The organism is Avibacterium sp. 20-129 (genome assembly GCF_026226845.1).
Lineage (GTDB): Bacteria > Pseudomonadota > Gammaproteobacteria > Enterobacterales > Pasteurellaceae > Avibacterium.
In genome coordinates this window covers 398,027-419,708 of sequence record NZ_JAKKOE010000001.1, presented here as the reverse complement: position 1 = coordinate 419,708, position 21,682 = coordinate 398,027, and the positions used below count along the sequence as shown (strand labels likewise).

Annotated in this window: 24 protein-coding genes and 1 tRNA gene; 2 read left to right on the top strand and 23 right to left on the bottom strand. The window is 44.1% G+C overall.

Annotated elements, in window-relative coordinates; genetic code table 11:
* Positions 1–5: 5 nt before the first annotated feature.
* Positions 6–1,217 carry an NADH:flavin oxidoreductase/NADH oxidase family protein gene (locus tag L5B90_RS01975; RefSeq protein ID WP_265762536.1) on the top strand — a complete coding sequence of 404 codons (1,212 nt, stop codon included), beginning with the start codon at positions 6–8 and terminating at the stop codon, positions 1,215–1,217.
* Between the two features lie 380 nt (positions 1,218–1,597).
* Here the strand turns inward: L5B90_RS01975 and L5B90_RS01970 are convergent, their stop codons facing one another.
* From L5B90_RS01970 to L5B90_RS01870, 21 genes are all read right to left on the bottom strand, one after another.
* A complete protein-coding gene (locus tag L5B90_RS01970; protein ID WP_150538983.1) occupies positions 1,598–1,843 on the bottom strand; it encodes a DNA helicase UvrD in 246 nt (81 codons plus the stop codon).
* A gap of 1 nt (position 1,844) precedes the next feature.
* Positions 1,845–2,405: a DUF4376 domain-containing protein gene (locus L5B90_RS01965; RefSeq protein ID WP_265762000.1), complete on the bottom strand. Its 561-nt coding sequence runs from the start codon at positions 2,403–2,405 to the stop codon at positions 1,845–1,847.
* On the bottom strand, positions 2,406–4,904 hold the full coding sequence (locus L5B90_RS01960) for a hypothetical protein (RefSeq protein ID WP_265761999.1): 2,499 nt from the start codon (positions 4,902–4,904) through the stop codon (positions 2,406–2,408).
* Positions 4,904–5,470, bottom strand: coding sequence for a putative phage tail protein (locus L5B90_RS01955; protein ID WP_150538980.1), 567 nt, complete (start codon positions 5,468–5,470; stop codon positions 4,904–4,906). Before L5B90_RS01955 ends, L5B90_RS01960 begins: the two co-directional genes overlap by 1 nt.
* Positions 5,461–6,528, bottom strand: a complete 1,068-nt coding sequence (locus L5B90_RS01950) for a baseplate J/gp47 family protein (protein ID WP_150538979.1) — start codon at positions 6,526–6,528, stop codon at positions 5,461–5,463. Before L5B90_RS01950 ends, L5B90_RS01955 begins: the two co-directional genes overlap by 10 nt.
* Entirely contained in the window at positions 6,528–6,938 is a 411-nt protein-coding gene (locus tag L5B90_RS01945) for a phage GP46 family protein (RefSeq protein WP_150538978.1), read from the bottom strand. The genes L5B90_RS01950 and L5B90_RS01945 overlap by 1 nt, the downstream gene beginning before the upstream one ends.
* A 10-nt stretch (positions 6,939–6,948) precedes the next feature.
* On the bottom strand, positions 6,949–7,497 hold the full coding sequence (locus tag L5B90_RS01940) for a phage baseplate assembly protein V (RefSeq protein ID WP_265761998.1): 549 nt from the start codon (positions 7,495–7,497) through the stop codon (positions 6,949–6,951).
* A 27-nt stretch (positions 7,498–7,524) separates the two neighbouring features.
* A complete protein-coding gene (locus tag L5B90_RS01935; protein ID WP_150538976.1) occupies positions 7,525–8,010 on the bottom strand; it encodes a phage baseplate assembly protein in 486 nt (161 codons plus the stop codon).
* Complete coding sequence (locus L5B90_RS01930; protein ID WP_265761997.1) at positions 8,011–8,775, bottom strand: phage baseplate assembly protein; 765 nt, start codon at positions 8,773–8,775, stop codon at positions 8,011–8,013.
* A complete protein-coding gene (locus L5B90_RS01925; protein WP_150538974.1) occupies positions 8,772–10,136 on the bottom strand; it encodes a DNA circularization protein in 1,365 nt (454 codons plus the stop codon). Before L5B90_RS01925 ends, L5B90_RS01930 begins: the two co-directional genes overlap by 4 nt.
* Positions 10,137–12,041 carry a tape measure protein gene (locus L5B90_RS01920; RefSeq protein WP_150538973.1) on the bottom strand — a complete coding sequence of 635 codons (1,905 nt, stop codon included), beginning with the start codon at positions 12,039–12,041 and terminating at the stop codon, positions 10,137–10,139. It abuts the gene before it with no gap.
* A gap of 89 nt (positions 12,042–12,130) precedes the next feature.
* Positions 12,131–12,514, bottom strand: a complete 384-nt coding sequence (locus tag L5B90_RS01915; protein ID WP_150538972.1) for a phage tail assembly protein — start codon at positions 12,512–12,514, stop codon at positions 12,131–12,133.
* Between the two features lie 2 nt (positions 12,515–12,516).
* On the bottom strand, positions 12,517–12,870 hold the full coding sequence (locus tag L5B90_RS01910) for a phage tail tube protein (protein ID WP_150538971.1): 354 nt from the start codon (positions 12,868–12,870) through the stop codon (positions 12,517–12,519).
* A 9-nt stretch (positions 12,871–12,879) separates the two neighbouring features.
* The gene (locus L5B90_RS01905; RefSeq protein ID WP_150538970.1) at positions 12,880–14,343 is read right to left on the bottom strand and encodes a phage tail sheath subtilisin-like domain-containing protein; all 1,464 of its coding nucleotides are present in this window, start codon (positions 14,341–14,343) and stop codon (positions 12,880–12,882) included.
* Entirely contained in the window at positions 14,343–14,531 is a 189-nt protein-coding gene (locus L5B90_RS01900; protein ID WP_125134695.1) for a DUF2635 domain-containing protein, read from the bottom strand. Before L5B90_RS01900 ends, L5B90_RS01905 begins: the two co-directional genes overlap by 1 nt.
* Before the next feature lie 2 nt (positions 14,532–14,533).
* The gene (locus L5B90_RS01895) at positions 14,534–15,097 is read right to left on the bottom strand and encodes a DUF1834 family protein (RefSeq protein ID WP_150538969.1); all 564 of its coding nucleotides are present in this window, start codon (positions 15,095–15,097) and stop codon (positions 14,534–14,536) included.
* Positions 15,097–15,516, bottom strand: a complete 420-nt coding sequence (locus tag L5B90_RS01890; RefSeq protein WP_167509597.1) for a gp436 family protein — start codon at positions 15,514–15,516, stop codon at positions 15,097–15,099. Before L5B90_RS01890 ends, L5B90_RS01895 begins: the two co-directional genes overlap by 1 nt.
* Positions 15,516–15,920, bottom strand: a complete 405-nt coding sequence (locus L5B90_RS01885; RefSeq protein ID WP_265761995.1) for an HI1506-related protein — start codon at positions 15,918–15,920, stop codon at positions 15,516–15,518. The genes L5B90_RS01890 and L5B90_RS01885 overlap by 1 nt, the downstream gene beginning before the upstream one ends.
* A gap of 88 nt (positions 15,921–16,008) precedes the next feature.
* Positions 16,009–16,932, bottom strand: a complete 924-nt coding sequence (locus L5B90_RS01880) for a Mu-like prophage major head subunit gpT family protein (protein WP_005825910.1) — start codon at positions 16,930–16,932, stop codon at positions 16,009–16,011.
* Complete coding sequence (locus tag L5B90_RS01875) at positions 16,932–17,996, bottom strand: phage protease (RefSeq protein ID WP_265761993.1); 1,065 nt, start codon at positions 17,994–17,996, stop codon at positions 16,932–16,934. Before L5B90_RS01875 ends, L5B90_RS01880 begins: the two co-directional genes overlap by 1 nt.
* 228 nt (positions 17,997–18,224) lie before the next feature.
* The gene (locus tag L5B90_RS01870; RefSeq protein WP_005752491.1) at positions 18,225–18,659 is read right to left on the bottom strand and encodes a phage virion morphogenesis protein; all 435 of its coding nucleotides are present in this window, start codon (positions 18,657–18,659) and stop codon (positions 18,225–18,227) included.
* 63 nt (positions 18,660–18,722) lie between these two features.
* On the opposite strand from L5B90_RS01870, the gene L5B90_RS01865 reads away from it, so the two are divergent.
* Positions 18,723–18,803: transfer RNA gene (locus L5B90_RS01865), tRNA-OTHER, on the top strand.
* Here L5B90_RS01865 and L5B90_RS01860 read toward each other — a convergent pair.
* Positions 18,804–20,135, bottom strand: coding sequence for a phage head morphogenesis protein (locus L5B90_RS01860; protein ID WP_265761992.1), 1,332 nt, complete (start codon positions 20,133–20,135; stop codon positions 18,804–18,806).
* Positions 20,122–21,681 (bottom strand): DUF935 domain-containing protein, encoded by a 1,560-nt coding sequence (locus L5B90_RS01855; RefSeq protein WP_150538964.1) that lies wholly within the window; start codon positions 21,679–21,681, stop codon positions 20,122–20,124. Before L5B90_RS01855 ends, L5B90_RS01860 begins: the two co-directional genes overlap by 14 nt.
* Between the last annotated feature and the right edge of the window lies 1 nt (position 21,682).

Sequence of the window (21,682 nt, the reverse complement as noted above, 5' to 3'; positions counted from 1 at the left end):
AAGTGATGTTATTTGAATCTTTCACTTTTAAAAACGGCAAAACCGCCAAAAACCGCTTTTTTAAATCCGCAATGGAAGAGCAGCTTGCCGTCCATAACCATGTCAGCGATAAACTGGTCAAACTCTACGACACTTGGGCAAAAGGTGGTGCGGGCATACTGGTTACGGGCAATGTGATGATTTGCCAGCAAGGCAAAGGTTCGCCAGATGATGTCGTGCTATCTGATGACCGCGACTTGCCGATGCTCAAGAAATGGGCAACAGCAGGCACGCAAGACAACACCCTGCTCATCATGCAAATCAACCACGCAGGCAAACAATCGCCCAAAGCCCTAAACGCCGAACCTGTCGCCCCAAGTGCCGTGCCACTTAGCGGCATGGAAAGCTTTTTTCATCCGCCCAGAGCTTTGACGATACCCGAAATTCATACCTTGATTGCGCAGTTTGCCAAAACCGCCCAGCTTGCCGAACAAGCAGGCTTTTCAGGCGTGCAGATTCATGCGGCACACGGCTATCTGATTAGCCAATTTTTATCGCCCCACCACAACCGCCGTGATGATGAATATGGCGGCAGTTTGGACAATCGTATACGGTTTTTGGTGGAAATTTATCAAGCGATTCGGGAAGTGGTGCAGCCTGAATTTTTGGTGGGGGTGAAACTCAATTCCGCCGATTTTCAAAAAGGCGGCTTTGATGAGAGCGAATCGGTGCAGGTGATTGCCAAATTAAGTGAGCTTGGGATTGATTTTATTGAAGTCTCTGGCGGTAATTATGAAAGCCCTGTGATGCTGTCAAGCAAGGCAAGTTCGCAAAAACGTGAGGCCTATTTTTTGGATTACGCCCAAAAAGCACGCACGGTCAGCCAAGTGCCGCTGATTGTTACGGGCGGATTTCGTTCGCAAAGTGCGATGAATGATGCACTAACAAGCGGTGAGCTCGATTTTGTCGGCGTGGCACGCCCGTTTGCGTTAGTGCCTGATTTACCCAATCAAATCCAAGCTGGAACATACCAAACGATTGCCCTCAAGCCCGTTGCCACAGGGGCAGCCAAAATTGATGAAAAAATGGGGTCGGTGCTGGAAATGGGCTGGTATATGTATCAAATGGCACGCATGGGCGTTGGGAAAAAGCCAGACCCAAACACATCGGCGTGGCGGATTTTGTGGCGGACGCTTTGGCAAAACGGCAAGGCAGGTTTAAAAAGCAGTCGGGTTTGATGCTGCGGTTACTTTTTTTTAAATTTAAGCGGTTGAAAGGCTGCCTGAACATGTTGGTTTTAAGTTTTCAGGCAGCCTTTTTTATGGAAAAGAGAATGAAAAGTGCGGTCAAAAATCTTAAAATCTTTACCCCCATTTTGTCTGTTTTTAGTTTTAAATCATTTTTCTACCCACTCGGGTTGTTGCGAGCCAAAAAAACTGCGAAATACAATCAAGAAAACTGCGAAACAAACAAGTTTAAATATTTTCGTTGTTTTACTGATTTATGTTATTCTGCAATAGCCCTCGAACTAAGGGTATAGCAGCCGTTCAATGCAAGTCCAGATTGCTTTGAGCCGAGGTAAGTTATGTTGCAGCATAGCTTACCTCGCTATATTTTTTTAGATTTTGCCAAATCCCGCAGGATACTGACGGCGTTTGATTTCTGATTCAAATGCGGTTTTGCAATGTTGGGAATCAAAAAACAGCGCATTTACGATTTTTTCCGCAATAACCCACTTTTTCTTACCTTTCATCGCACCACGATAGCAACGACTTGAAATTGTTTCATCAGCAGCACCTGCGAAGATTGCGTTAGCAAGCTGATCTAATGCAATCAATAAGTGATATAAATATTTATTCTTCATACTAATTTCCGTCCTCTAAGTATTCTTTGTATGTTTTCGACCAGCCAATAGACCAGTCATAATCGGTTGGATTTTCGCTATTTTTTAATAGCAGTTTATGCATATAAGCGTTCTCATACATACTTGTTTTTAACTCTCTTACGGCATTCCAAACTGCGAGGAAGTCATCAAAATTGAGCTGATACACCGTATTATCCGCGCAAATTAAGCTAAATTGTTGTTCTTTGCCGTTCAAGTCAAAATCCGCTTTAATCTGCACTAAGTTATCTTGACCTGCTTTGTCAGTATCTACCCACTTATTGATTTGTTTGACATAGACGCCACCATTTACGCACTCGTTGCGTTTTGTATTAATGAGCTCGCTAATTTTTTCAATTAGTGCCACTTTTAATTCTGCCTGTGGAGTATCCACAAGAGAAAACTCTCCATTCACCACAACACCAATTTTGTTGTTTAACTCTGCTTCAGAGTCAATCTCGACTGCATAATAATCGTCAGCGTTGGTTGGTTTAGGAAAAATGACATATTGTTTTAAATCAGTTTTTTTAAAATAAACTAGCATTTAGCCTCCTAACACAACGACTTTTTTAATAAGAATATCATCTCGCTTTTTCTCCGGCGTGAGAGTAATGATGCTACTTGAGGTGGCTCTAGCAATATGTACATAGCTAGAATAATCTTTATCGGCATTTTCGCCACCAAATTCGCTCTGTCCAATGTATGTGTTATATCCTGCACCTATTGGCGCTGAAAACCAGATGTCTTTTGCCCGAATGTTTACTAATACATACAAAGAACCTGTAATACCGCCAACATCAACGCTAATTGGGTCTGAGCTAGAACCTGACCAAAGCAGGCGTTCTTTTTTAATTTGGGCATTTACCCATTTTGCATTCACCACTTCTTCACCCGTTGCATTACCATCTGGCGTTGCTGTAAATAGAGCACCTGCATTCTGACTAACAAACCACCCACTTGCACCATTTGCACTGGCTTTTCTAATAAAAACTTGATTGCTTGAGGTATCAAAATACTGGCTATTTGCTGGGGCAGTAACGATGCCATTTGGTGCACCAAATCCTGCCATAGACACCAAACCAGTATTAAGCGTGCCAGATACGTGGCAACGCATCCCTGCCAGATAATTATCTTTAACAACTGTGCGATGGTCTGAGTAGTGTAATGACAATCCTAAATACGAATTATCATAAGTTATACCGCCATCAGCACTATCGTCGTATGTATTGCCAAATACATTTATTTTTGTAGAGCCACTATCAATAGCAATGACTGGAGTATTTTTACTATTGTCAGTACTGTTAATAGCTCTACGTTTAGCAATATTACTGTCAATTACAATTCCATCAACAGCCTGAACGTGTATTGCACGGCGGAATCCAATAAGCATATTATTCGAGATTTTTAAATTCTCATTACGCACTTGATAACCACTATCTTTGTTATCCTCTGCATGAATCCAAATACCTGTTTTGCCAGCAGTTAGACTCTCAATAATGTTATTTGAGATAATTGCATTTTGAACTTCGATTGCATTGAGAAAATCCGCTCCTAAACAAGTATTGCCAAAGATAGAGATATGCTTAACGCCAAATGCTCTAATCGCTGTTTTATCGCTTTCGAAGGTGTTATTACTAATAACAATATTTTGTGCAAATAAATTATCTTTGCTTTGGTCTGTGTTTTTTAAGTTACGTAAAAAACTTACACACGCATAACCTGTGTGGTTTAATACAACATTGTTACTAAAAATTAATTGTTCCGCTGCGCCACGATAGTCAGCCCAAGCATCTCTATTTGTACAAGCCAACGCTGCACCAGTTAGCCCTTTGAAAGTGCAATTTGTGACCTTCACATCTTTAAATGCACTAAATGTACGCACACCCGCGTATGACATCCCGTCAAATACGCAACTATCTACAATAGTAGTCATCGTGCTCGGCATCTTATCGTACCCTCCGTGGTTTCCCACACCACTAGCCCAAGCTGGCAAGTGTTCAGATGCGCCGAAGTAACAATTTTTTATCACTGCTCTCGAATTGATATAATTGCTACCCTCATCAGTTCCTTGTAACTGGATAGCCTCCGTGAAATGTCGAGAACCTACCGAAGTGTTATTATCAATAATTGCACCATAAAATTTGCAATTTTCAATTAGAACATCTTCATAATTTGAAAGATCCACGGCGTGTACATTTTTAATGTTATACACATTAATATTACGCATAGTCAGCTTTTTAATAGGCCCGATTGAAAATGCGTTACCTGATTGAATTTCCTCACTTGTTAAAGTGTGTCCATTCATTAACACATTGGCATTTTCAATAATAATATTTTTAGCGCTATCGTTATGTACAACATGGATTAGTCCAACTGCGTTAGAAGCTGTATCGGTGTAGAAGTCCTTATTTAACGTTGCACCGCAGAAATCGACATGTGTATTACCATTAATGTAAATAGTATTTTTTAAGTTATAGTAATTCGATTGCGCTTTTACAGTTTTTAAATGACCGTTGTTATGTTGGGCTGTATAAGCTAACGCAGCATTGATTGCAGGACTAGCGTTATCTGCCAATACGCCAAACCACTCAAAATAAACTGCTTCATCTGTCATAATACGAGACCAACGAGCACCATTTGCGGTAATAATTACAATGCTACCATCATCTTTAGCAGTTTTATTATTCAAATCCGCAATAAAATACCCACCACCGACATTACTACCAGCATAGTATCCTTTTACATAAGCAATTTGGCGATCTCGAACTGGCTCAAATTGGCGTAATGCTTCGATAGATTCAACTTGTCCTGATAATACTTTAAGGGCTTTTGCCAACTGTGTTGTATCCGCTTTCTCTGGCTCAATACCAGCTTCTTTCAATACGTTGAGTAATTCGGCTTGTACGATATTGAACCAATGAGCACCAGGATAACTAGGTGCATTGCCATCTCGTCCTTCGGTAAACCAAAGAGGTGTTTTACTAAACACTTCAGGGATTTCAGGCATTTTTTCAATGCCAGATTTATTGTCCAATGCGTACATTATTTGGTGTCCTTATAAATAAAAACCATTTCCACGTCTGCGTTACAGTAACGTTTTAAGATCTGTTGTAATTCTTCGTTTTTATCAACTTCATCAGCAGGGTTAATAGGTAGTTTTTCGGTATAAATGAAAATACGCCAAGCATTTTCATACTCATAAAGTGGATACATACAATCACGCAAACAGTGATGCGGGAAGTAGTTCACAATCTCAATTTGATATCCTGCTCGTTTAGCTGCTTCTTCTAAGTAAATTTTGCTACTTGAGCCGAGCTCTTCTTCTTTTTCTTTTACCTGTGCTTGGCGTTCTACAATACTTTTACCTGTAATCTGTCGTCCTGCTTCGGGAATCCCAAAGAAACTCTCCCATTCTTCAAGCAGTAACGTAGCTTGCCCTGGCATACGCTCTTTAATTAAGGCGTGGGCTTGCGTGTTTACGGTGACAAGCTGATCGCAACGCACTGCCAGCACTTTGGCAAGATTGCTATCTAACGCTCGCTTCCACGCCAAACCCATTGGCAAGAGTTTCACCGCAGCATCTAAATACTGCTCGTGCGTCATAGCCATGTAATTTCTCCCAGTGTTGGAATATTATCACTGAGTAACTGCACATCAGCAGTCGGGAAAACCACGCTGTTATCTACCTCGCCTGCGGTGTTTGAAACGGTGGCACGAATCTGTGAGAGATAAAGCAACGCACCCACTCCCGCATTTGAGAGATAAGCTTGCAAACTTTTCTTCACTGCTTGGCGAAGTGTTGCGGTATCAGGCGAAAGGCGAATAGAGAAATTGACCGTTTGGAACTGTGGAGCGAATACATAAAGTTCCACGTTTGCTGGCATCCCCTCATATTGCCCCGTGGCTTCGTTTTTATGCCCTGTGATGTATGATTTCACACGGGCAATATCTTCCGCTGTCGGTAAAATATCGTCTCGGTCATCACAGGCGAATGCGACACCAACAGAGCCACCACCTAAGTAACGTTCAAAGCACCACGCACGGGTTACGCCAGAGACTTCCGTTGCCCAACGCACATAATCGTGCGGAGCACCATTAGCGGGTGGATTTTGCACACGATAAATCAAGCGAGCCAACAAGCGAGAAAGCGATTCAATATCTGCACCGCCTGTCATTGATTTAATGGTAGCGGTCGATTGCACGCCTAAAATCGCCGAGGTGAGCGAAACAGATGTGCCAACGGTTAAATTACCGTCTGCTCCCTCAGTTTCACATTGCACACCGATGTCTGTTGTGCCTGCACTAACTACCGTGTCAGTGGTGGTGATAAAGGTTAAACCGCTTGCGCTATCTTCAAACACTGTACCGACTGGGATGGTTGTTTCAAAGCTTGCTGTTACCGTTATATAACCAGACGCTGTTGTCGCTTGTTTACGCACAATGCCTTTATACAAGCAGTACTCAATCAAATAATCTTCTTCAGCCGTGGTCGGAATAATCTGACGAGCAAGCCAATCTAAGTGCATATGTTCGCCTGCACTCAATGCTGCACAAATACGGTTAATTACCGTAATCACATTGTTACGCTTGAGCGTTGGGAAGCGATACTGAAATTGCTGTTCGCCTTGTTTAATTAAGGTTGATAAGGTTGGGGAAGAGTAAGCCATTACACACTCCAGCTTGCGTTAAAGGTTCGTTGCTCTGTGCTGCCATCTGGCATAGTCACAAGAATCTCTAACAGCAGAACTGAAGGCTTAGGGTTGGAAGCAATGACGGAATAAGCCAACACCACGCCATCATCAAGCAACCATTTGAGTGATTGCTCGGCATAAAGCTGGGCTTCTTCCAGAATGTCACTGAGTTGTTTAGAACGGCTCAAAGTCCACAACTTCGAGCCCATTTGATAATCATCGGAATTAAATGAATCACCCCACCAGCCACGTACGCCATCCACTCGTAAATCAGTGAATAAGCTAATCACAATGGCATTGGTCAGGGTATCATCTAACAAAAACGACTCGGCATTGAATACCAAGTCGCCTTCACCATCACGCCACTGTAGGGCTAAATCTGACATAACCTACTCCTTACGCAACAGGCTTGCCAACCCCTTTTTCGTGGTCGTGGTTTTTACCGCTAACGCCGCCTGACTTATGATCTTCTGCTGTTGATGTTCCCATAATAGTAACATCTCCGCTGAATGTGGTTTGCGGACTATCAAACGTGATTTGTTGAGCGGTACAGTCGAGGGTTTCTGTTTCGATGGTAAATTTAGTGCAGGAGAGGATTGTTTCACCATTTTCGGTTAAGCGGAGTTGATGACCGTCTAAATGATACAACACCGAATCGCCCGCAATCAAGCCTGCTGGCCGCACACTTTTATCATCAACCACCACAGCAACTAAGTGAGACCGTTTGCCTCCTACTGACACCACAATGGCTTCACCGGCCTTTGGCACAGAGTAATGCCCATAATTTTGAAACCGCTCCACATCATCCGCAACTTCATCCGATTGCAAACGCAGTTGCAGATTTTGCCGTGCGTAAGCATCATTCACTACAGAGACCACCGCACGGCTGACTAACAGTTGCAACCCCCGCTTAAGCGGGGCAATCATTCGATTTAAAGCCTGCATAAATTTCCTTTAAATAACGTTTAAAGCCTAATCAACAAAGCCAGTAAACTCTGCGACATTGTCTTTATCGGATTTTTTCGCTTTTTTCGATTTAGCTTTTTTCTTACTAGATTTTTGGGATTTCTTACCGCTTGTAGAATCCACATCATCCAATGTTTCATCTGCTGGTTCATCAAAAGCATCACGGTGCATTAAGGTCATCACCGTTAGCATACCACCGTCATCTAGCGTATAAGTGCAATCAATAATTAAGCGTTCCACTTTGTTAATGCCAAATAGCGGAGCATCTAGCACAATTAAATCATTCGGCTGCCATAGCGTGCCATCGGGTTTAAACCAACCTCTCACCTGTGCCGTTGCTTTTGAACCTTCGGCATTACGGCGTTTACGTTCCCAATCTGCACGCTGATAACCGCTCGTCCCTGTCATATTATCATCAGCGATAATTACCATCGGGCGATAACGTGTTACCGTGCTATCAGCCACTTCAACTTTTAAACCACTTGCACTCATTTAATTCACAAACCCCTTAAATTCACTCACATTGTCTTTATCCGATTTGCTATTTTTTGCCGATTTCTTACCGCTTGCTGCTTTGTTTTTGGTTTTAGTATCGCCTTTTTCACCGCCTTGCTCGGCATCACCAATGACACGATAAAGCGAGAAGCGCTGGTGCCAGCTATCATTTTGCTCCAGTTCCAATAAATTCACACCTAAGGTTAATTCACCCACGTGGGTAGTACTCGGTTCGGTAAACAACAGATTGCCATTCACATCACTTGTCACTAATACGCCCTTATGACGAGCAATTTTGCTAAGGTTATCAAATGCTGTCTCCCCTGGTTCTACTTGCCACACAGGGATACGCTCATTCGCTTCAGCAGTGGTTACATTCCATACCACGTTAATACCAAAGGGCTTACAGATAGCTTCAGCAATCTGTTTTGCTGTTTGATTCTTAAATTGGTAACTATTGTGGATAATCGAACAGTCCACTAAATCACAAGTCTTATCTCGCCCACTGATCATAATCTGCTTACTGCTGCCAGAAATACTCTGTTTGAGTTCATCCAAGTAGCCTGTAATCACCGTTTGCCCGCCGAGTTTTAGCACCAATGATGCCCCCGCTGCTAATACGCTAACATCATCTTCAGGGCGTAGCGCAATACCCAAATCAAAACGCCCACTCATTGATTCTAGCGAGCGTTGTACATTAATACTTTTCCAGCCTGAAAAGATTTTACCGTTTAAATACAGCTCAATTTTCGTCTCTGTCATTGTAAAACCTCAATCGTTGAACCACCCAAGCAAAAGAGCGGGTGTGAAATGCCATTTCGTAAAGACAAACGCTTCCACGTGGTTGCATCGCCTGTGTATTGATATTCCAGCAATACGGCTGGGAATGTATCGTTGAGCGTGATTTCAAGGGCATTTGCCAAGCGCTCGCCACGGTTTTGTAAGTCTTTCATCAAGGTTAGGCGGAAATCTTCTAACGCCGTATAGCTTTCCCATTGTTCCGCATCGGCATTATCTAAAATCACGGTTTCCAACTGCTCATCTACCTCTGTGATATAACGTTGCACATCAGCCTTTGATTCAATCAAGCCTGCGGTAGTGCTTTCCGTTACAGTTTTCTGAGCGACCGATTCTGTTACCGCATCCGAAATCGCCTTGCCATATTCCACGGCAAGAGTAGAAAGCACCAAGCGTTTCAGCAAGAACGTGGTTTTATTCATCAACGCATCAAAGATTTCTTGCTCGTGTAAGTTGCTAAACTGACGACTTAAAATATCTGACTCACTCATATTGTTGGTTTTTGCGGTTACCATTTCATCTAGCGTACCTTTAGCGATCTCTGTCTTACTTGATGTCAGATCGCTCAATGCAGAGGAAATCGAATCAGTAATCACAATATGCTGCACAAATTGACGTTGCGAAGCCACCGCACTTTGCACATTTAGCTTGGTTAAATCTTGCAATTCTTGTGCTAATACTTTTGGCGTAAGCAGTAAACTGCTTAAACGGTTCTTAATGGATAACGCCTTATCTTTCATTGCGGTTAGCCCACTCACCGTGTTTGCCACACCTTCAAAGACGTTTTCGATAAAGTCCATTGTCGTATCAGCCAAACGGAAAATCGGGTTATCCACCATCGACTCAATAAAGCCTGAAACATCTTCCACCATATCTGCAAACTCTTCCGCTAGGCTGTCCAACGTCTCTTTATATTCCGTTAGCACCGAATAGGCTGTATCTTCCGCAATTTCGGGGGCGTTATTCTCTTGTGCGGGTAAAAAAGTAATATCAAAACGAGTTACTCGCTGATGTGCTGTAGAATGACGAGCTCGGTAATCATCCACCCGCACTTCAAGCGTGCCGAAATATGGATGTTTAAGAGTGCCAGAACCATCGGCTTCAAGTGCATCAACTAATGCTTCGGCTTGTGCAATATGGTCATCACCAATCACTAAACAACTGACAGAGTAATTACGCATACGCTTGCCTAAATCTTCCGTCAATCCGTCATTTCGCAACGGATATTCGTGGGTAACTATGCGTCGTCCGCCATTCTGCCCTTGCTCATCCTCAATTAAAAAGGGGACGCCTCGAAAGCTCCCTTTACCGGTTATCTTGCTCATCTACCACATCCCCACGCCCGGGCCAAGAGTGCCCATTTGTACGGCGATATTCATATTGTCCTGTTTCTGATTCGTCTGCACTTTGCTTGCCGTGGCCGTTGCAATTAAATGCTCCGAGGCTTTCACTGCCACTTGAATTGTGCCGTTAAGCTCATTTTTAATCGGCTCCGGATTAGAGAGATATTCGCCCACTTCCGAGCCTAACCACTCACCAAGCCAGCTTCCTACATAAGACCCAACTGCAGCCCCTACCACCGGAATTGGGATAAGTGCTTGTCCGACAATCGCCCCAGCCGTTGCACCGGCAATAGAGCCAATCGCTTCTGATTTGTCTTGTGTACTGGACTGATTATCCATGAGTACCATCGCACCTTCTACAGCCGTTGCTGCCACATTGAGATACGGCACGGCACGAGCAGCAGTACGGCTAACCGCAGCTGTTGCGGTATGTGCAGTAGTACTGATTGCCTGACTTGCAGATTTCACAGATGTTGAGACCGCTTGTGTAATCCCTTTATTCACCGTTGCCTGAGTCGCATTGGCAGCCACAGTCGTTGCTACCGCAACACCCGGCAATGCTTTCGGCGTTTTAGGTAGTTTTTTATTCGCTTTTTTATTTGGCTCCTGTCCGATGTGCCCACCACCCAAGCCGTTTGCCACCATTGGCATATTGGTGACATAGACAGGCGTCACACCGGCAACACCACCTAATAAGCCTACGGTCTCCATTGCAGCCCCAGCACCACCTTTAGGGTTGCTGCGGAATTTACTGCCGACCCATTTAGTCGCTCCCCAGCCTAATTTTGCTGTCGTTTTGGTAACGTCTAAATTCGCAATTTTATTGGCTACATAAAAGCCCCCAACAAACTTAGCGATATTGCCGTAACCACCGGCTTTTTCGGAGACCCATTCCATCACTGAGCCAATCTTTTCCAAAGTTGGCTGTACAGCAGTTGCCGTCTCTTTTAACTCTTGCAGGGCTTCCGTTAAAGTTTCGCTGACTGTTTTCGCAAATTCATCCAGCGTACCGTCATCAATCTTGCTGTTTAGCCATTCCAAGAAACTCCCTAGCTCAGCTTTTAGACTATCAAAAGCACCGTGCTCCATAAACTGAGCTTGCATCGAGACCCAAGTATCTTCAAGGTTTGAGACCAAGCCGTCCCAAGTTTTCATCTGTTCTTTGGCTGCACCTTTGGCGTTTTTACCCATCTGCTTCCAAAGTGCATCTAGGGCTGCACCTTGCATTTTCCCCTCTTGGATCATTTTCATAATCTGCTTTTCGGTGTACTTGCCACCTGTCGCTTCAGCCAGCATTTTGAGTACGGGGACATTACGTTCAAGAAGTGGCTGGATGTCTTCCCACGACATCTTGCCCTTGATTTTCATTTTGGCAAACGAGGAGATATATGCGTTCAGATTTTCCGTGCTTCCACCGACTTTGGCGTTCCAATCCACAAGAGCTTGCAGAGAGCCGTTCATTGGGTCAATACCGGCTGTCATCATCTGCATTGCAGCATCTTGCACATCACCGAATGCCATTGGCGTATCGGTTGCAAACTTTTTCAGCCACGCCATTGCCTCATCGCCACGCTTACCAAACGTCTGCTTCATTCGGATATTGGCCATCTCAAAATCGGCGGCAACACGGATCATCGACTTACTCACCATTGCAGCCCCGGCTCCGACACCAACACCGATGACCGGCAGTGCAACATTGCCAACATTATTGATTTTTTGTGAGAGCGAAGCTAAACCAGAGCCGACTTTTGTAATCGAACTGCTGAGCTTAGCCATATTAGATACGCCCTTATTTGCCATCGTAGATAACGAATTGCCAAACTTGGATGCTTGTGAGGAAACATTACCCGCTAAATTGACATAAAACGAAGTTGAATTATTTGCCATCTTCCCCTCCTGAATTTATGTACTTGATGTAGCGTGGCAAGTTTAAAATAGGTCTGGAAAGCAGCCACTCAGGGCTGCTCTGATAATGTTTAGCTAACAGCAGACAGGTCTTTTCCAGCTTCTCCACCTGCTGCATCCAATCGCCCCCGCTCGACCACCTGTTGGGCTTTGGTAGCCTCCCAAGTTTCAGCATAAACTGAAATAAGCTGTAAATCTTCCGAGGTCATCGACCGCAACATTTTCATCGAAATCGGCCCTTGAATTTTACCGATAGAGGCAATCTGACGGCGTAATAGCTCATAGCCAAAAAGTGCCGGTGATTTCACCAATACCGGCACACCGTCCGGCGACATTACCATTCGTTCTGCGGCCACTTCTGCATCTAGTAAATCACCTGTGGTTAATTCACGCAAAGTCACCACGGTTTGAGGTTCATCACCAAAGCGTAAACCTGTTTTTAACATCAGTTCCATTTTTACACCCGCTTACATTCAATTGCTGCCATTTTGACTTTAATTTTACCGTCTGCACTGAGTGTACCGGTCTCAACCGCCCACGCATTGGGTAAAAGATAGGTCTGGCCGACATCTGTCTCAAATTCAACGGTGGCATTCGTCATATTTTTGAGCTCCATCACATCGGTCTCTTCACAGTTAAATACCGTCACATCTACAGTGGCTTCCTTTGGTTTCTCAGAGAAACCATACACCTGAGAGCCTTTCACAGTTTCACGTTCTTTGCCACCGACATCCAGCGAACCATCGTTATCTGTTGGGTACTCCTTGCCATTAAAACGGATAGTTGCCGTTCCTTGGAATTTTGTTGCCATTGTTTGCTCCTATAAAACAAATTGAATTGCATGGGCGTAAATGCGGAACTGATTGACTAAGTTCTCGTTAGATAACACATTTACACGGCATGGATTGTTTGCATCGCGTTCAACCAGCAATGTTTGCTTAAACTGCTCGAAATCTTCGACCAAGCCTGCGGATTCAAGCTCAGTGAACAGTGCCAACAGTTCGTTGCGGATGATTTTCGGAGTGACAATCGCTTGTCCAGGTCCGATACGTGTGCCGTCATTTGCCAACTTGTGGCGCGGGTATTTTTGCGTAATGCGAGAACGGATGGCGTAGCGGATATAGCTGAGTGTGCCAATCGTCTCTACGTAGAGATAACTCTCATCGTTATCACCAAACGCATTTTTACGATACATCGTAATCGCCGCCTCAACTTGTGGCTGATTGTTGGCATTGACGATGTAAGTGCTGTTGCCGCTATACAGCAAGGTGTTGCGCTCCGGTAAGTCCCAACGGTCACTCATTGCTGGTGGCAATAAATCCATGGTTAATGTCTGCACAGGGCGAGCAGGGTCAATAGATAGCGAGCCAGCGACCACCGCCGCATAAGCAGATGCCCAAATATAGGCCGGCTGTGGTGCGTTATTGGTTGCTAACACACTAAATAGATAATCGTTGCGCTGTTCGGCAAAAGTAGTCGCTTCGGCATGCGTACCACGTTTGGCCATAAAGCAGATACCATCGATCTGTTTCATCGGCCCCCAGCGAGTCACCAATTCCGTGCGTAATAGATTAAGGCTTTCGGTATCTGTAAACGGGTTGATCAGATAATTCCACCATTCTGAGCCAAAGCCGGTAATGGCCTCTGCCATATTTGGATTGACTGACCCGCTTTGCATCGGCGTAATGTTTACCGAGATGCCAGCAGGCAACACTTCGCCGCTGTAATAGTTACAACGTACATCAATCTCATTACCTGTCTCGCCGTTAAAGCGACAAGTGAGTGTAATTGACTCACCAGAGACAGTTGCCGTCACTGGAACATCTTGGTCTGCAGCAATCAATTTTTGCAGTTTAGTTGCAAGGGTTGCCGCAGTATCGCCACTGGATACCGCTTGTTTGTAGTTTGTGCCGGCAATCATTACACTTAACGTACCGGCTTGTGTTGCTGTACCGGATAAAGTCAGAGTGCCTGTCGCTTTTGCACCACTTCCCGCTTCGTCTAGCGGTAAGCACCACAAATCCAACATATTGTTATGCGCCTTAAAGGACTTGACCATTTCAGCTAATTGCGAGCCACGTCCGAATAAGGTTTTAGCCTGTGAGTAAGCGGTAACACGCACTGCTTGACCGGCTACTGCTGTACCGCTGGCTAATTTTGTGCCGAGCATCAGCACTTTGTGCAGGACTGACGGTGTGCCGCTTACTGCTTTGCTATTGTCAAACTCAATGTATGCCAATGGCACACGAATAGCTGATGGGATATTGTTAAAAGAAATCGCCATTATGCTTTCTCCGGTTTGGTTTTTCGTTCGGTGGGTTTAGCTTCAACTAATTCCACATCGCCATTTTTAAGGTGTTTCAACCAATAGCCACTTTTGGGCTTTTCTTCACCTTTTTCACTCAATGGTTCAAAGGTATTTGGATCACGGATAATCAATCCGGCTTTCGGTTTAATTTTAAAGGTTGGCATTGCTATCCCTCTTGGTTATCGGATTGAGTCGGTAAAATCAGATGCAAACGTGTTTTACCGTCAATCGTATTTGGGTCTGTATCTTGGTTAAACGTATGGTCGTACACTTTAAAATCAGCAAATGAGCTTGCATCAATGCTATCTGCCAGAGGTTGTACAGCATTAAAGTACATCGCATAAACAGCGACACCCATACCACTTTGCGTATCGCTCCACAGGTTTTGTACCGATTGAAGCTCAAACACACCGGAAGGGCTAATTTGCTGCTTGTGTAGCCCGGCAGTCAGCATTTCGACAATTTGGTAAATCCCCACGCTGTTTTGGCGTTGCCCGTTTAGCACCTCAGCAACTACAAACAGCCCCCAACGAGCCGTCACCGTTCGGGCATTAGCATTAGCCGTTTGCCCCAACCACGCCACATACACCGCAGGCGGGTTACGCACAATACGCCGCACGCTGCTGTCGTCCCATTGACCGGGGTGAGTATCGACTTCTTTGAGATAATCACCACAGAGCGTTTGGATTCTGCCAATCAAGGCATCGCTGGTTGCAGCAATAACACTCATTACACGAACCCCCACGACTGTTTTCTATCCCAGACAGAGCCGGCACTTTCAATCATTGCCGCATTGTCAGTTTCCACCGGTTCCTCCATATCGGACAAACCGAGTGAAATAGCGCCACTAGCGACTTTTTCCAAAAATCGGATGCTATCTTCGTAGTCCAAGCGGGCTTGGTCTGTGGCTCGGTTTTTCTCCAAGAAATAACGAGCAATGTAGCAACAATGGCGTTCTAACACGGCTGGCACTGTTTGCAATGGTAAGCGATAACGACCAGCCAAGTAGCTATCAATGGTTTGCGACGCATCTTCTAACGCTTCTTGCACCTTGGTTTCGTCTAAGGTGCGATCAGCATTTCGAGCAATGCTAAGTAACACATCAAGGGTATAGCGTTTAATAAGACTTGCTTGGCTGGCATATAACATTATTCACCTTCTTTTGACGTAGTAGATGACATAGCCGTTTCAAGTAATGCCACTAAATCTGATTTTTTTGCGTCTTTAGTAAAGGCAATATTAAGCTCATTGAGCTTTGTTTTTAATTGCTCAACGGTTAAATCGGTTGGAACCAAGCCACCGTCCACAAAGTGTTGGGTTTTGTCATCCGAATCGTCTTGAGATAACCCTTTTGATAAGTCATCAACCGGTTCCGTCGGCATCGGGTCTTGAGAGCCAAATACCAAACGTGGGTCGGCTTTGAATTGCTCAATTTGTGCCGCCGTGACATCCATAAGCAAGTTAGTGCCTTTTTGTAAAGCGAAACCAGCACGGCGATAACCATCTTGCACTTTGCTGTGAACCACAACTTGATAGCGTTGCTCTTTTTCCATTTCATTTTTCCCCCATTAAAACCTCTTTAAACACCATTTAAACGGCGGTCGAATTTGCAAAAAATAGCTCAAATCCGACCGCTTGCAATTAGAGATAATCTGCAACGATAAGCTCTAAACGCCCTTTAAATTCGTTGTCTACGGTTGCCCCGTTTTCAACACGGAATTCACGTTCAAGTAATTGCGTAGCTTCTTTTTCAAGAGATGGAGGCACAACAATATGCGTTGGTTTAATCCCTAAACGCTTATCGCCATCACCACGCACCGCACGCATTGCCGAAATGGCTTTCCAAAGGTTCTCCGCAGTCAATGCACCTTTCACGGCATGAGCCTGTTGCCAAAAGCCATATCCCACATTTGAACGACTATCTACACCGTAGGTAAACGTATTTTTCATAAATACTTTTTCATCGTTTAAATCAGTAATTTGTGCTGGAGTAGGTGCTTTACGCTCTTGGAAAATAATCGGTTTTAGACTGCGAGAGCAATCTAACAAATACCAAGCCTTATCTGCAGTAACACTGGTGCCATCATCAGTAATGTTGCTAACGGAGACAGGACTTGTTCCATCCACATTTGCACCGACAGGGTGATCGGTGTCAAAGAAATACTGCCCGTCATAACAAACCGTGGTAAAACCTGCTTTTAATGCACCAAACACTAATTCATCAGGTTTTTCTGCTGCGGCACGCCCAAGTTCTTCAATCAATGGGCTATAAACACCAACATTGTCATCTTCAATGTCAGTTTTCTTAATCTCTACACCACTTGCCCAATCTTTGTTTACAATCGAATAACCGTGAGACTGAATAGCGGTTAAAGTACGATCACCAATCCATTCGGTTAAACCAGGCATTTGACCTAACCACGCATAAGTATTTGATGCGGTGGTAGATTTCACTAAAGTCGCAATCTTGCTATATTGTGAAGGTGCTTTTGCCAAACCTTCTTTAAAGTTTTTACCAAAGCCAACAAACAGGGCTTTGACGAGTTCAGGGGTTACATTTGCCATTATTTAGCCTCCAGTTCTTTTGCGTAATCGGCTTCGCTAATACCGAGCAATTTCGCAGCTTCTTTATCTGCTGCACTTAACACGGCTTCGCCTTGGGTTTCTTTCGTCACTTTCGTGGTTTGCGTTTGCATTGCGGATAAGGCAGCAATTTGCGGGCGTTTTTCTAGCATTGCGGATAACGCTACCGCACCTTGTTGTTTGCCAAAATCTTTTAAGTAATCCACTTCGGACTCAATCGCTCGCCCCTCTTGACGGGCTTTCGCAATCGCATTATCAATTTCTACTTCATCGGTTTTAGCGGAAAGTGCTGCAACCTGTAATACCATTGCATCATAAGTGGCTTTTGGCACATAAGCGGTTAAATCAACCTCTTTTGCTGCCGCACTCAGTGCTGCAACTTGACTATCTGCGTGGGCTTTATCTGTTTGCAAGGCTTCCAACGCATCTAGGGCGGTTTTCGCTTGTTCTTCGGTAAGCTCTGCACCTTCGGCGATTTCCACACCGAGTTTTGCGAGTAATTTACGCAACTGTTCTGGCATTTGATTTTTCTCCTGCTGGTCTGTCATTGCCGAAAGCACCGCTAACCGTTGAATACCTGTAATACCAGGGTCATTGGTTAAAGCAGCCATTCGGATTTCTAATGGTTCGCCTTTTTCGTTGTAAGGGAAAACGGCAGAAAGGAAAGCAAACTCACTCTCTTTAATTTGCTGATAAGCCTTAGGTGTCCAACGTGGCTTAATGTATAAACCTTGACGTTCGTCATCATCAAACCACTGCATTTCCTCATCGCTAAACCAGCCAGCTGCAACCACATTTCCCTCATCAAGGCCTTTTTTGGCTTTAAGCAGAGTAGCGTGGTCATAATCAACTAAGATGTCTTGCTTGAGTGTTTTAGCTTGTTGAATTAAGCGGTTAGCAATGGTTTCATCAATAAACCAATGCGGCACATCGGTCGGACGACCATCTCTTGCCCGAAATTCACCTTTGGGCAAAAGTTGTTGCCAACCATCAGGGCTTGTAAGCTGTGCCGTTAATACGGCTAAAGGGCATTTATTTACTTTCATAGCCCTATAATGACAGGAAAAAAGAAAAGGTTAGTTTGCGGTGTTTCAAATGAAAAAAGCCTCCGATTTCTCGAAGGCTATAAAAAGAATAGAAATGTAATAACGGAATACCGTTTAAATGCCGTTTAAATCGCTCTACAAGCGTTTAAATTATTTTGACCGAAAAAGAATACCACAAGCAATAAAATTCGCTTAGCGTGCCTCTGTGATGTTTTTAGCTATTTTACATCAAGCCTGAGCGACTTTCGATAATTCACGATTTAAAATAGCCGTAATTTCTTCCACACCATCATTACCCAAACCAAGAAACGGACGAGCAGGCATTTTCTCTGTACCCATTTGGTGAAATTGCCCATAAGGTTCTGAAGCACCGATCACCGCAAAACTATCGCCATAATCAATGTTAAGGCTTTTTACCAAATCACCAGATATTTGTAAAATATTGCCAGTGTAACCTCTATTATGCCGATATTTTTTATAACGTTCATCCAATTTTGCCCACGCTTCACCCTCAGGTGTTTGCTCTTTGTCAAAAGCTGTTTCCGCTTCTTGCATTAAAACACCAGCAATCTTGCGAGTAATATCACGTCCTTCTACTGTTTCAGTGAGCTTTTTAAATTTGTTTTGGATAGCACGAGTATCAAATTTAAATTCTAAATGCATAATTATTTCCGCTTAAAATTTGACTTTGTTATTATATAGGCGTAAATTAATCACAACAGTAAGTGCTATGTGGCGAAATGGTAACGCAGCATTCCCATTAAAAATGGCATATGTATATCGTGGGTTCGACCCCCACCATAGCACTTAAAGTTTACCTTTAATCACAATGTAATTCCCACCTGAAACTTGTCTTTTTACATTATCCATATTGACTTTATAAGCATTGATTATCGCATCAACCTTTTCTTTTGGCTTAATTGGGTGGCTATTTGGTACATCAACGATTACTTGAATAGTACGTTCTTGGTTGATATAAATTAAATTATTATGCCCTTCTAACGTATCCCAAAGAACTAAACTAGGATTAGCAACTATTCGTGATAGCTCTGAGTATTCTTCAACACTTAAACCAACTCCACCTTGATGGTGCTTATTACTATTAGAGTGTTCTAATCGTTTTTCTGCCATTACTAACACCAATTCAGGTTTCAGCTTGTTTTGAGTAATTTCAGCTACTTTTTCCGAAATTTCTGTTGAAACAAATCCTGCTGAAATATATCTCCAACTCGCCCCACGTTTACCAAGATGGGTAAAGACCCACTCTGCAAAGGCTTTATGCCGTGCTTCGCTGTTGTTAATTGCCTGAATAGTCTGTTGCCGTAACTCCCGATTTTTCACTTGTTGCAACTTACGCAACACAGCCACATCAGTACCAAATGCTGCAGACCCCACGTTATAATTCCATCCTGCACCGACTTTCATTTCACCTTGGTCGGTTTTAATTTTACTCACAGTGGTACGGATTTCCTCTCCCGTATCTTTATTTATGCCTGCAATAGCAGTTTCTGAGCTAATTTTGCCAGCACTTTCTGACACACTTAATCCTTGCTTTTTAAGAGCAAACTCACTCAAGGCTCGCACTCGACAACGACATCCCCAATCATTCGGCGGATACATCGTCTGCCAAATCGGATCATCCGCACGATAAACTTTACCATGCAAAGCCAAATGGCTGGCACGAGTACGGCTATCTTTGACGGCAACATACTGCCAGTAAGGTTGCTCATCAACATTCGCCATTTGGGAGGCATAGCGAGCGGCGTGGTAAGCCGTCGATTTATTCGTGCGTAAAATGGTTTTTAAACGGCGTGGGCTACCTAACTGCACTGTGTTGCCGTTTTCGTCCACGGTTTTTCCCCACCAACCTAACTCTTTTAACATAGGCTCAAGGTTTTTAATATAATCACGTTCTGGCACACCGTCTGCAATCGCTTTTTCCGTTGCCCAGCGCAGCGTGTCCAACACTTCCGCACGTGTAGCTTTTGCAACTGTAAACGCACGTGCGTGGGCTTCTGCTAATTGCTCGTGCCAATCCCAAGTAATATTCACGCCCTTTGCCTTTAAATAGTCCACGGCTAATTCAGGCTCAAGGCGTAATACATACCCCATATCAAGTTCGTTATTATCGTTTGGCATTGGCTCGTCCTAACAAATCACTCACAAAAATGGCACGAGTAAGGATTTTCTCCAACTCACTATCGTCCATATCGGTATAAAGGCTGGCTAATTTTTCTTGGGCAAATTCATAACCGCCTTCGGCTAACGCATTCACCACTGGTTTTAACATTGGGTCAATAATGGCTTGATAAGCTTCCGCCGTCGGCTCAAGTTCTTCAAGTAAATCATCAGGATCACGTTGCACAGATAATACAGCCATTTTACGCCCTGGCTTTGCGTTTAAGTAAGCGGTCGAATTCGGCAGATTTTTTGCAAGTACTTCTTCGTTCTCAGCAGCAATTGGCACTTGTAGTTTATCGTGTGCCCATTGCTTCGGAATCTTAAAGCCAATATCAACAAGCTTGTTTAGCCCGTCGGCGAAAGCGTTTAAATCTTCGCTTTCGGCAATATCAAATTCTAAGCGTGGAATACGGCGCGCATCGTTAAAGGACTTACAGTTCAACGCATAGAGCGGATACAAAATATCACGTGTCAGCGTCGCAGCAAGGCGTTTTAAGTCTGCATTACGCACTTCTAAACGCACATCATTATGCACATTGCCTAAAGCGTTAGTTGAAGTTGCGCCGTCAGCTTGGCTGGTTAGCGTACCACCTAAAATGGTTTTGCTCATCGACTTCTCAGCCCACTCAATCATCGCCATAAAAGTCGCTTCTGAGCCGTCTGCCGCTTTTTCGAATTCAATTTCCATTCCACGCGGAATAATACCGCCAGCATTATGTCCGATTGACATCACCGCACGCAGTAACGTTTGTTTCTCTTTCTCGCCAGACCCTTCGGGGTATTTCCCCAAACGCAACGGCAAGCCATAGATTTCTAAAAACTCAGCGAAATCACGTAATGAATAGTTCTTGAAAAGGAACGGCCATACCAACGTACGCACTAAGCCGATACGGCTTAAATAGCCTGTTTTAGCTTTAGCGATATGCTTCACCCAACCAAACTGTTGCAACTCGACACCGTAAGCGGAACCATCACGCAAGCGGAGAGTGTTACGTTCAAATTGTGGGGTCATAAACCACGCTGGGTCACGCCAATGCACATTTTTAATCAGTTTCAACCCACCCACGTTTTCCCATTCGATTTCTTGACAAGAGAAACCTTTGAGAATGGCATCTGTAGCATCGAAAATACAATCGTCAAACCACACGGCATCACGCAAGATTTCTTCAATCAGTTCCGCATCACGCTGTTCTTCAGGGGTAGCGTTCGCAGGTGGCACAATTTGCCAATCTACGTTTAAGATCGCCCCACGGCGTTTACCCAGTTCTGACTGCAAGTGTGCATCTTTCTCTTCCATATCCTCAGCGAGTTCAGCTTGCGCCACTAAATCGCCTTGTTCTGCTGAACGCAAAATACGAGCCGCTTTTGATGGCGTAAGCCCACTTGCGGGGTGATCGCTGTAATGATATTGAAGAGAAGCTACACGGCTTTCATTTTCAGTCTGCAAACTTTCTTCAAAACGAAATGGTTTACCGTGAATATCTAAAATTGTGCTGGTTTTCATT

What these genes read in the sequence shown, in the direction of transcription:
- L5B90_RS01975 (WP_265762536.1), top strand. Translation starts at nt 6, where the DNA reads ATGTTATTTGAATCTTTCACTTTTAAAAACGGCAAAACCGCCAAAAAC.
- L5B90_RS01970 (WP_150538983.1), bottom strand. Translation starts at nt 1,843, where the DNA reads ATGAAGAATAAATATTTATATCACTTATTGATTGCATTAGATCAGCTT.
- L5B90_RS01965 (WP_265762000.1), bottom strand. Translation starts at nt 2,405, where the DNA reads ATGCTAGTTTATTTTAAAAAAACTGATTTAAAACAATATGTCATTTTT.
- L5B90_RS01960 (WP_265761999.1), bottom strand. Translation starts at nt 4,904, where the DNA reads ATGTACGCATTGGACAATAAATCTGGCATTGAAAAAATGCCTGAAATC.
- L5B90_RS01955 (WP_150538980.1), bottom strand. Translation starts at nt 5,470, where the DNA reads ATGGCTATGACGCACGAGCAGTATTTAGATGCTGCGGTGAAACTCTTG.
- L5B90_RS01950 (WP_150538979.1), bottom strand. Translation starts at nt 6,528, where the DNA reads ATGGCTTACTCTTCCCCAACCTTATCAACCTTAATTAAACAAGGCGAA.
- L5B90_RS01945 (WP_150538978.1), bottom strand. Translation starts at nt 6,938, where the DNA reads ATGTCAGATTTAGCCCTACAGTGGCGTGATGGTGAAGGCGACTTGGTA.
- L5B90_RS01940 (WP_265761998.1), bottom strand. Translation starts at nt 7,497, where the DNA reads ATGCAGGCTTTAAATCGAATGATTGCCCCGCTTAAGCGGGGGTTGCAA.
- L5B90_RS01935 (WP_150538976.1), bottom strand. Translation starts at nt 8,010, where the DNA reads ATGAGTGCAAGTGGTTTAAAAGTTGAAGTGGCTGATAGCACGGTAACA.
- L5B90_RS01930 (WP_265761997.1), bottom strand. Translation starts at nt 8,775, where the DNA reads ATGACAGAGACGAAAATTGAGCTGTATTTAAACGGTAAAATCTTTTCA.
- L5B90_RS01925 (WP_150538974.1), bottom strand. Translation starts at nt 10,136, where the DNA reads ATGAGCAAGATAACCGGTAAAGGGAGCTTTCGAGGCGTCCCCTTTTTA.
- L5B90_RS01920 (WP_150538973.1), bottom strand. Translation starts at nt 12,041, where the DNA reads ATGGCAAATAATTCAACTTCGTTTTATGTCAATTTAGCGGGTAATGTT.
- L5B90_RS01915 (WP_150538972.1), bottom strand. Translation starts at nt 12,514, where the DNA reads ATGGAACTGATGTTAAAAACAGGTTTACGCTTTGGTGATGAACCTCAA.
- L5B90_RS01910 (WP_150538971.1), bottom strand. Translation starts at nt 12,870, where the DNA reads ATGGCAACAAAATTCCAAGGAACGGCAACTATCCGTTTTAATGGCAAG.
- L5B90_RS01905 (WP_150538970.1), bottom strand. Translation starts at nt 14,343, where the DNA reads ATGGCGATTTCTTTTAACAATATCCCATCAGCTATTCGTGTGCCATTG.
- L5B90_RS01900 (WP_125134695.1), bottom strand. Translation starts at nt 14,531, where the DNA reads ATGCCAACCTTTAAAATTAAACCGAAAGCCGGATTGATTATCCGTGAT.
- L5B90_RS01895 (WP_150538969.1), bottom strand. Translation starts at nt 15,097, where the DNA reads ATGAGTGTTATTGCTGCAACCAGCGATGCCTTGATTGGCAGAATCCAA.
- L5B90_RS01890 (WP_167509597.1), bottom strand. Translation starts at nt 15,516, where the DNA reads ATGTTATATGCCAGCCAAGCAAGTCTTATTAAACGCTATACCCTTGAT.
- L5B90_RS01885 (WP_265761995.1), bottom strand. Translation starts at nt 15,920, where the DNA reads ATGGAAAAAGAGCAACGCTATCAAGTTGTGGTTCACAGCAAAGTGCAA.
- L5B90_RS01880 (WP_005825910.1), bottom strand. Translation starts at nt 16,932, where the DNA reads ATGGCAAATGTAACCCCTGAACTCGTCAAAGCCCTGTTTGTTGGCTTT.
- L5B90_RS01875 (WP_265761993.1), bottom strand. Translation starts at nt 17,996, where the DNA reads ATGAAAGTAAATAAATGCCCTTTAGCCGTATTAACGGCACAGCTTACA.
- L5B90_RS01870 (WP_005752491.1), bottom strand. Translation starts at nt 18,659, where the DNA reads ATGCATTTAGAATTTAAATTTGATACTCGTGCTATCCAAAACAAATTT.
- L5B90_RS01860 (WP_265761992.1), bottom strand. Translation starts at nt 20,135, where the DNA reads ATGCCAAACGATAATAACGAACTTGATATGGGGTATGTATTACGCCTT.
- L5B90_RS01855 (WP_150538964.1), bottom strand. Translation starts at nt 21,681, where the DNA reads ATGAAAACCAGCACAATTTTAGATATTCACGGTAAACCATTTCGTTTT.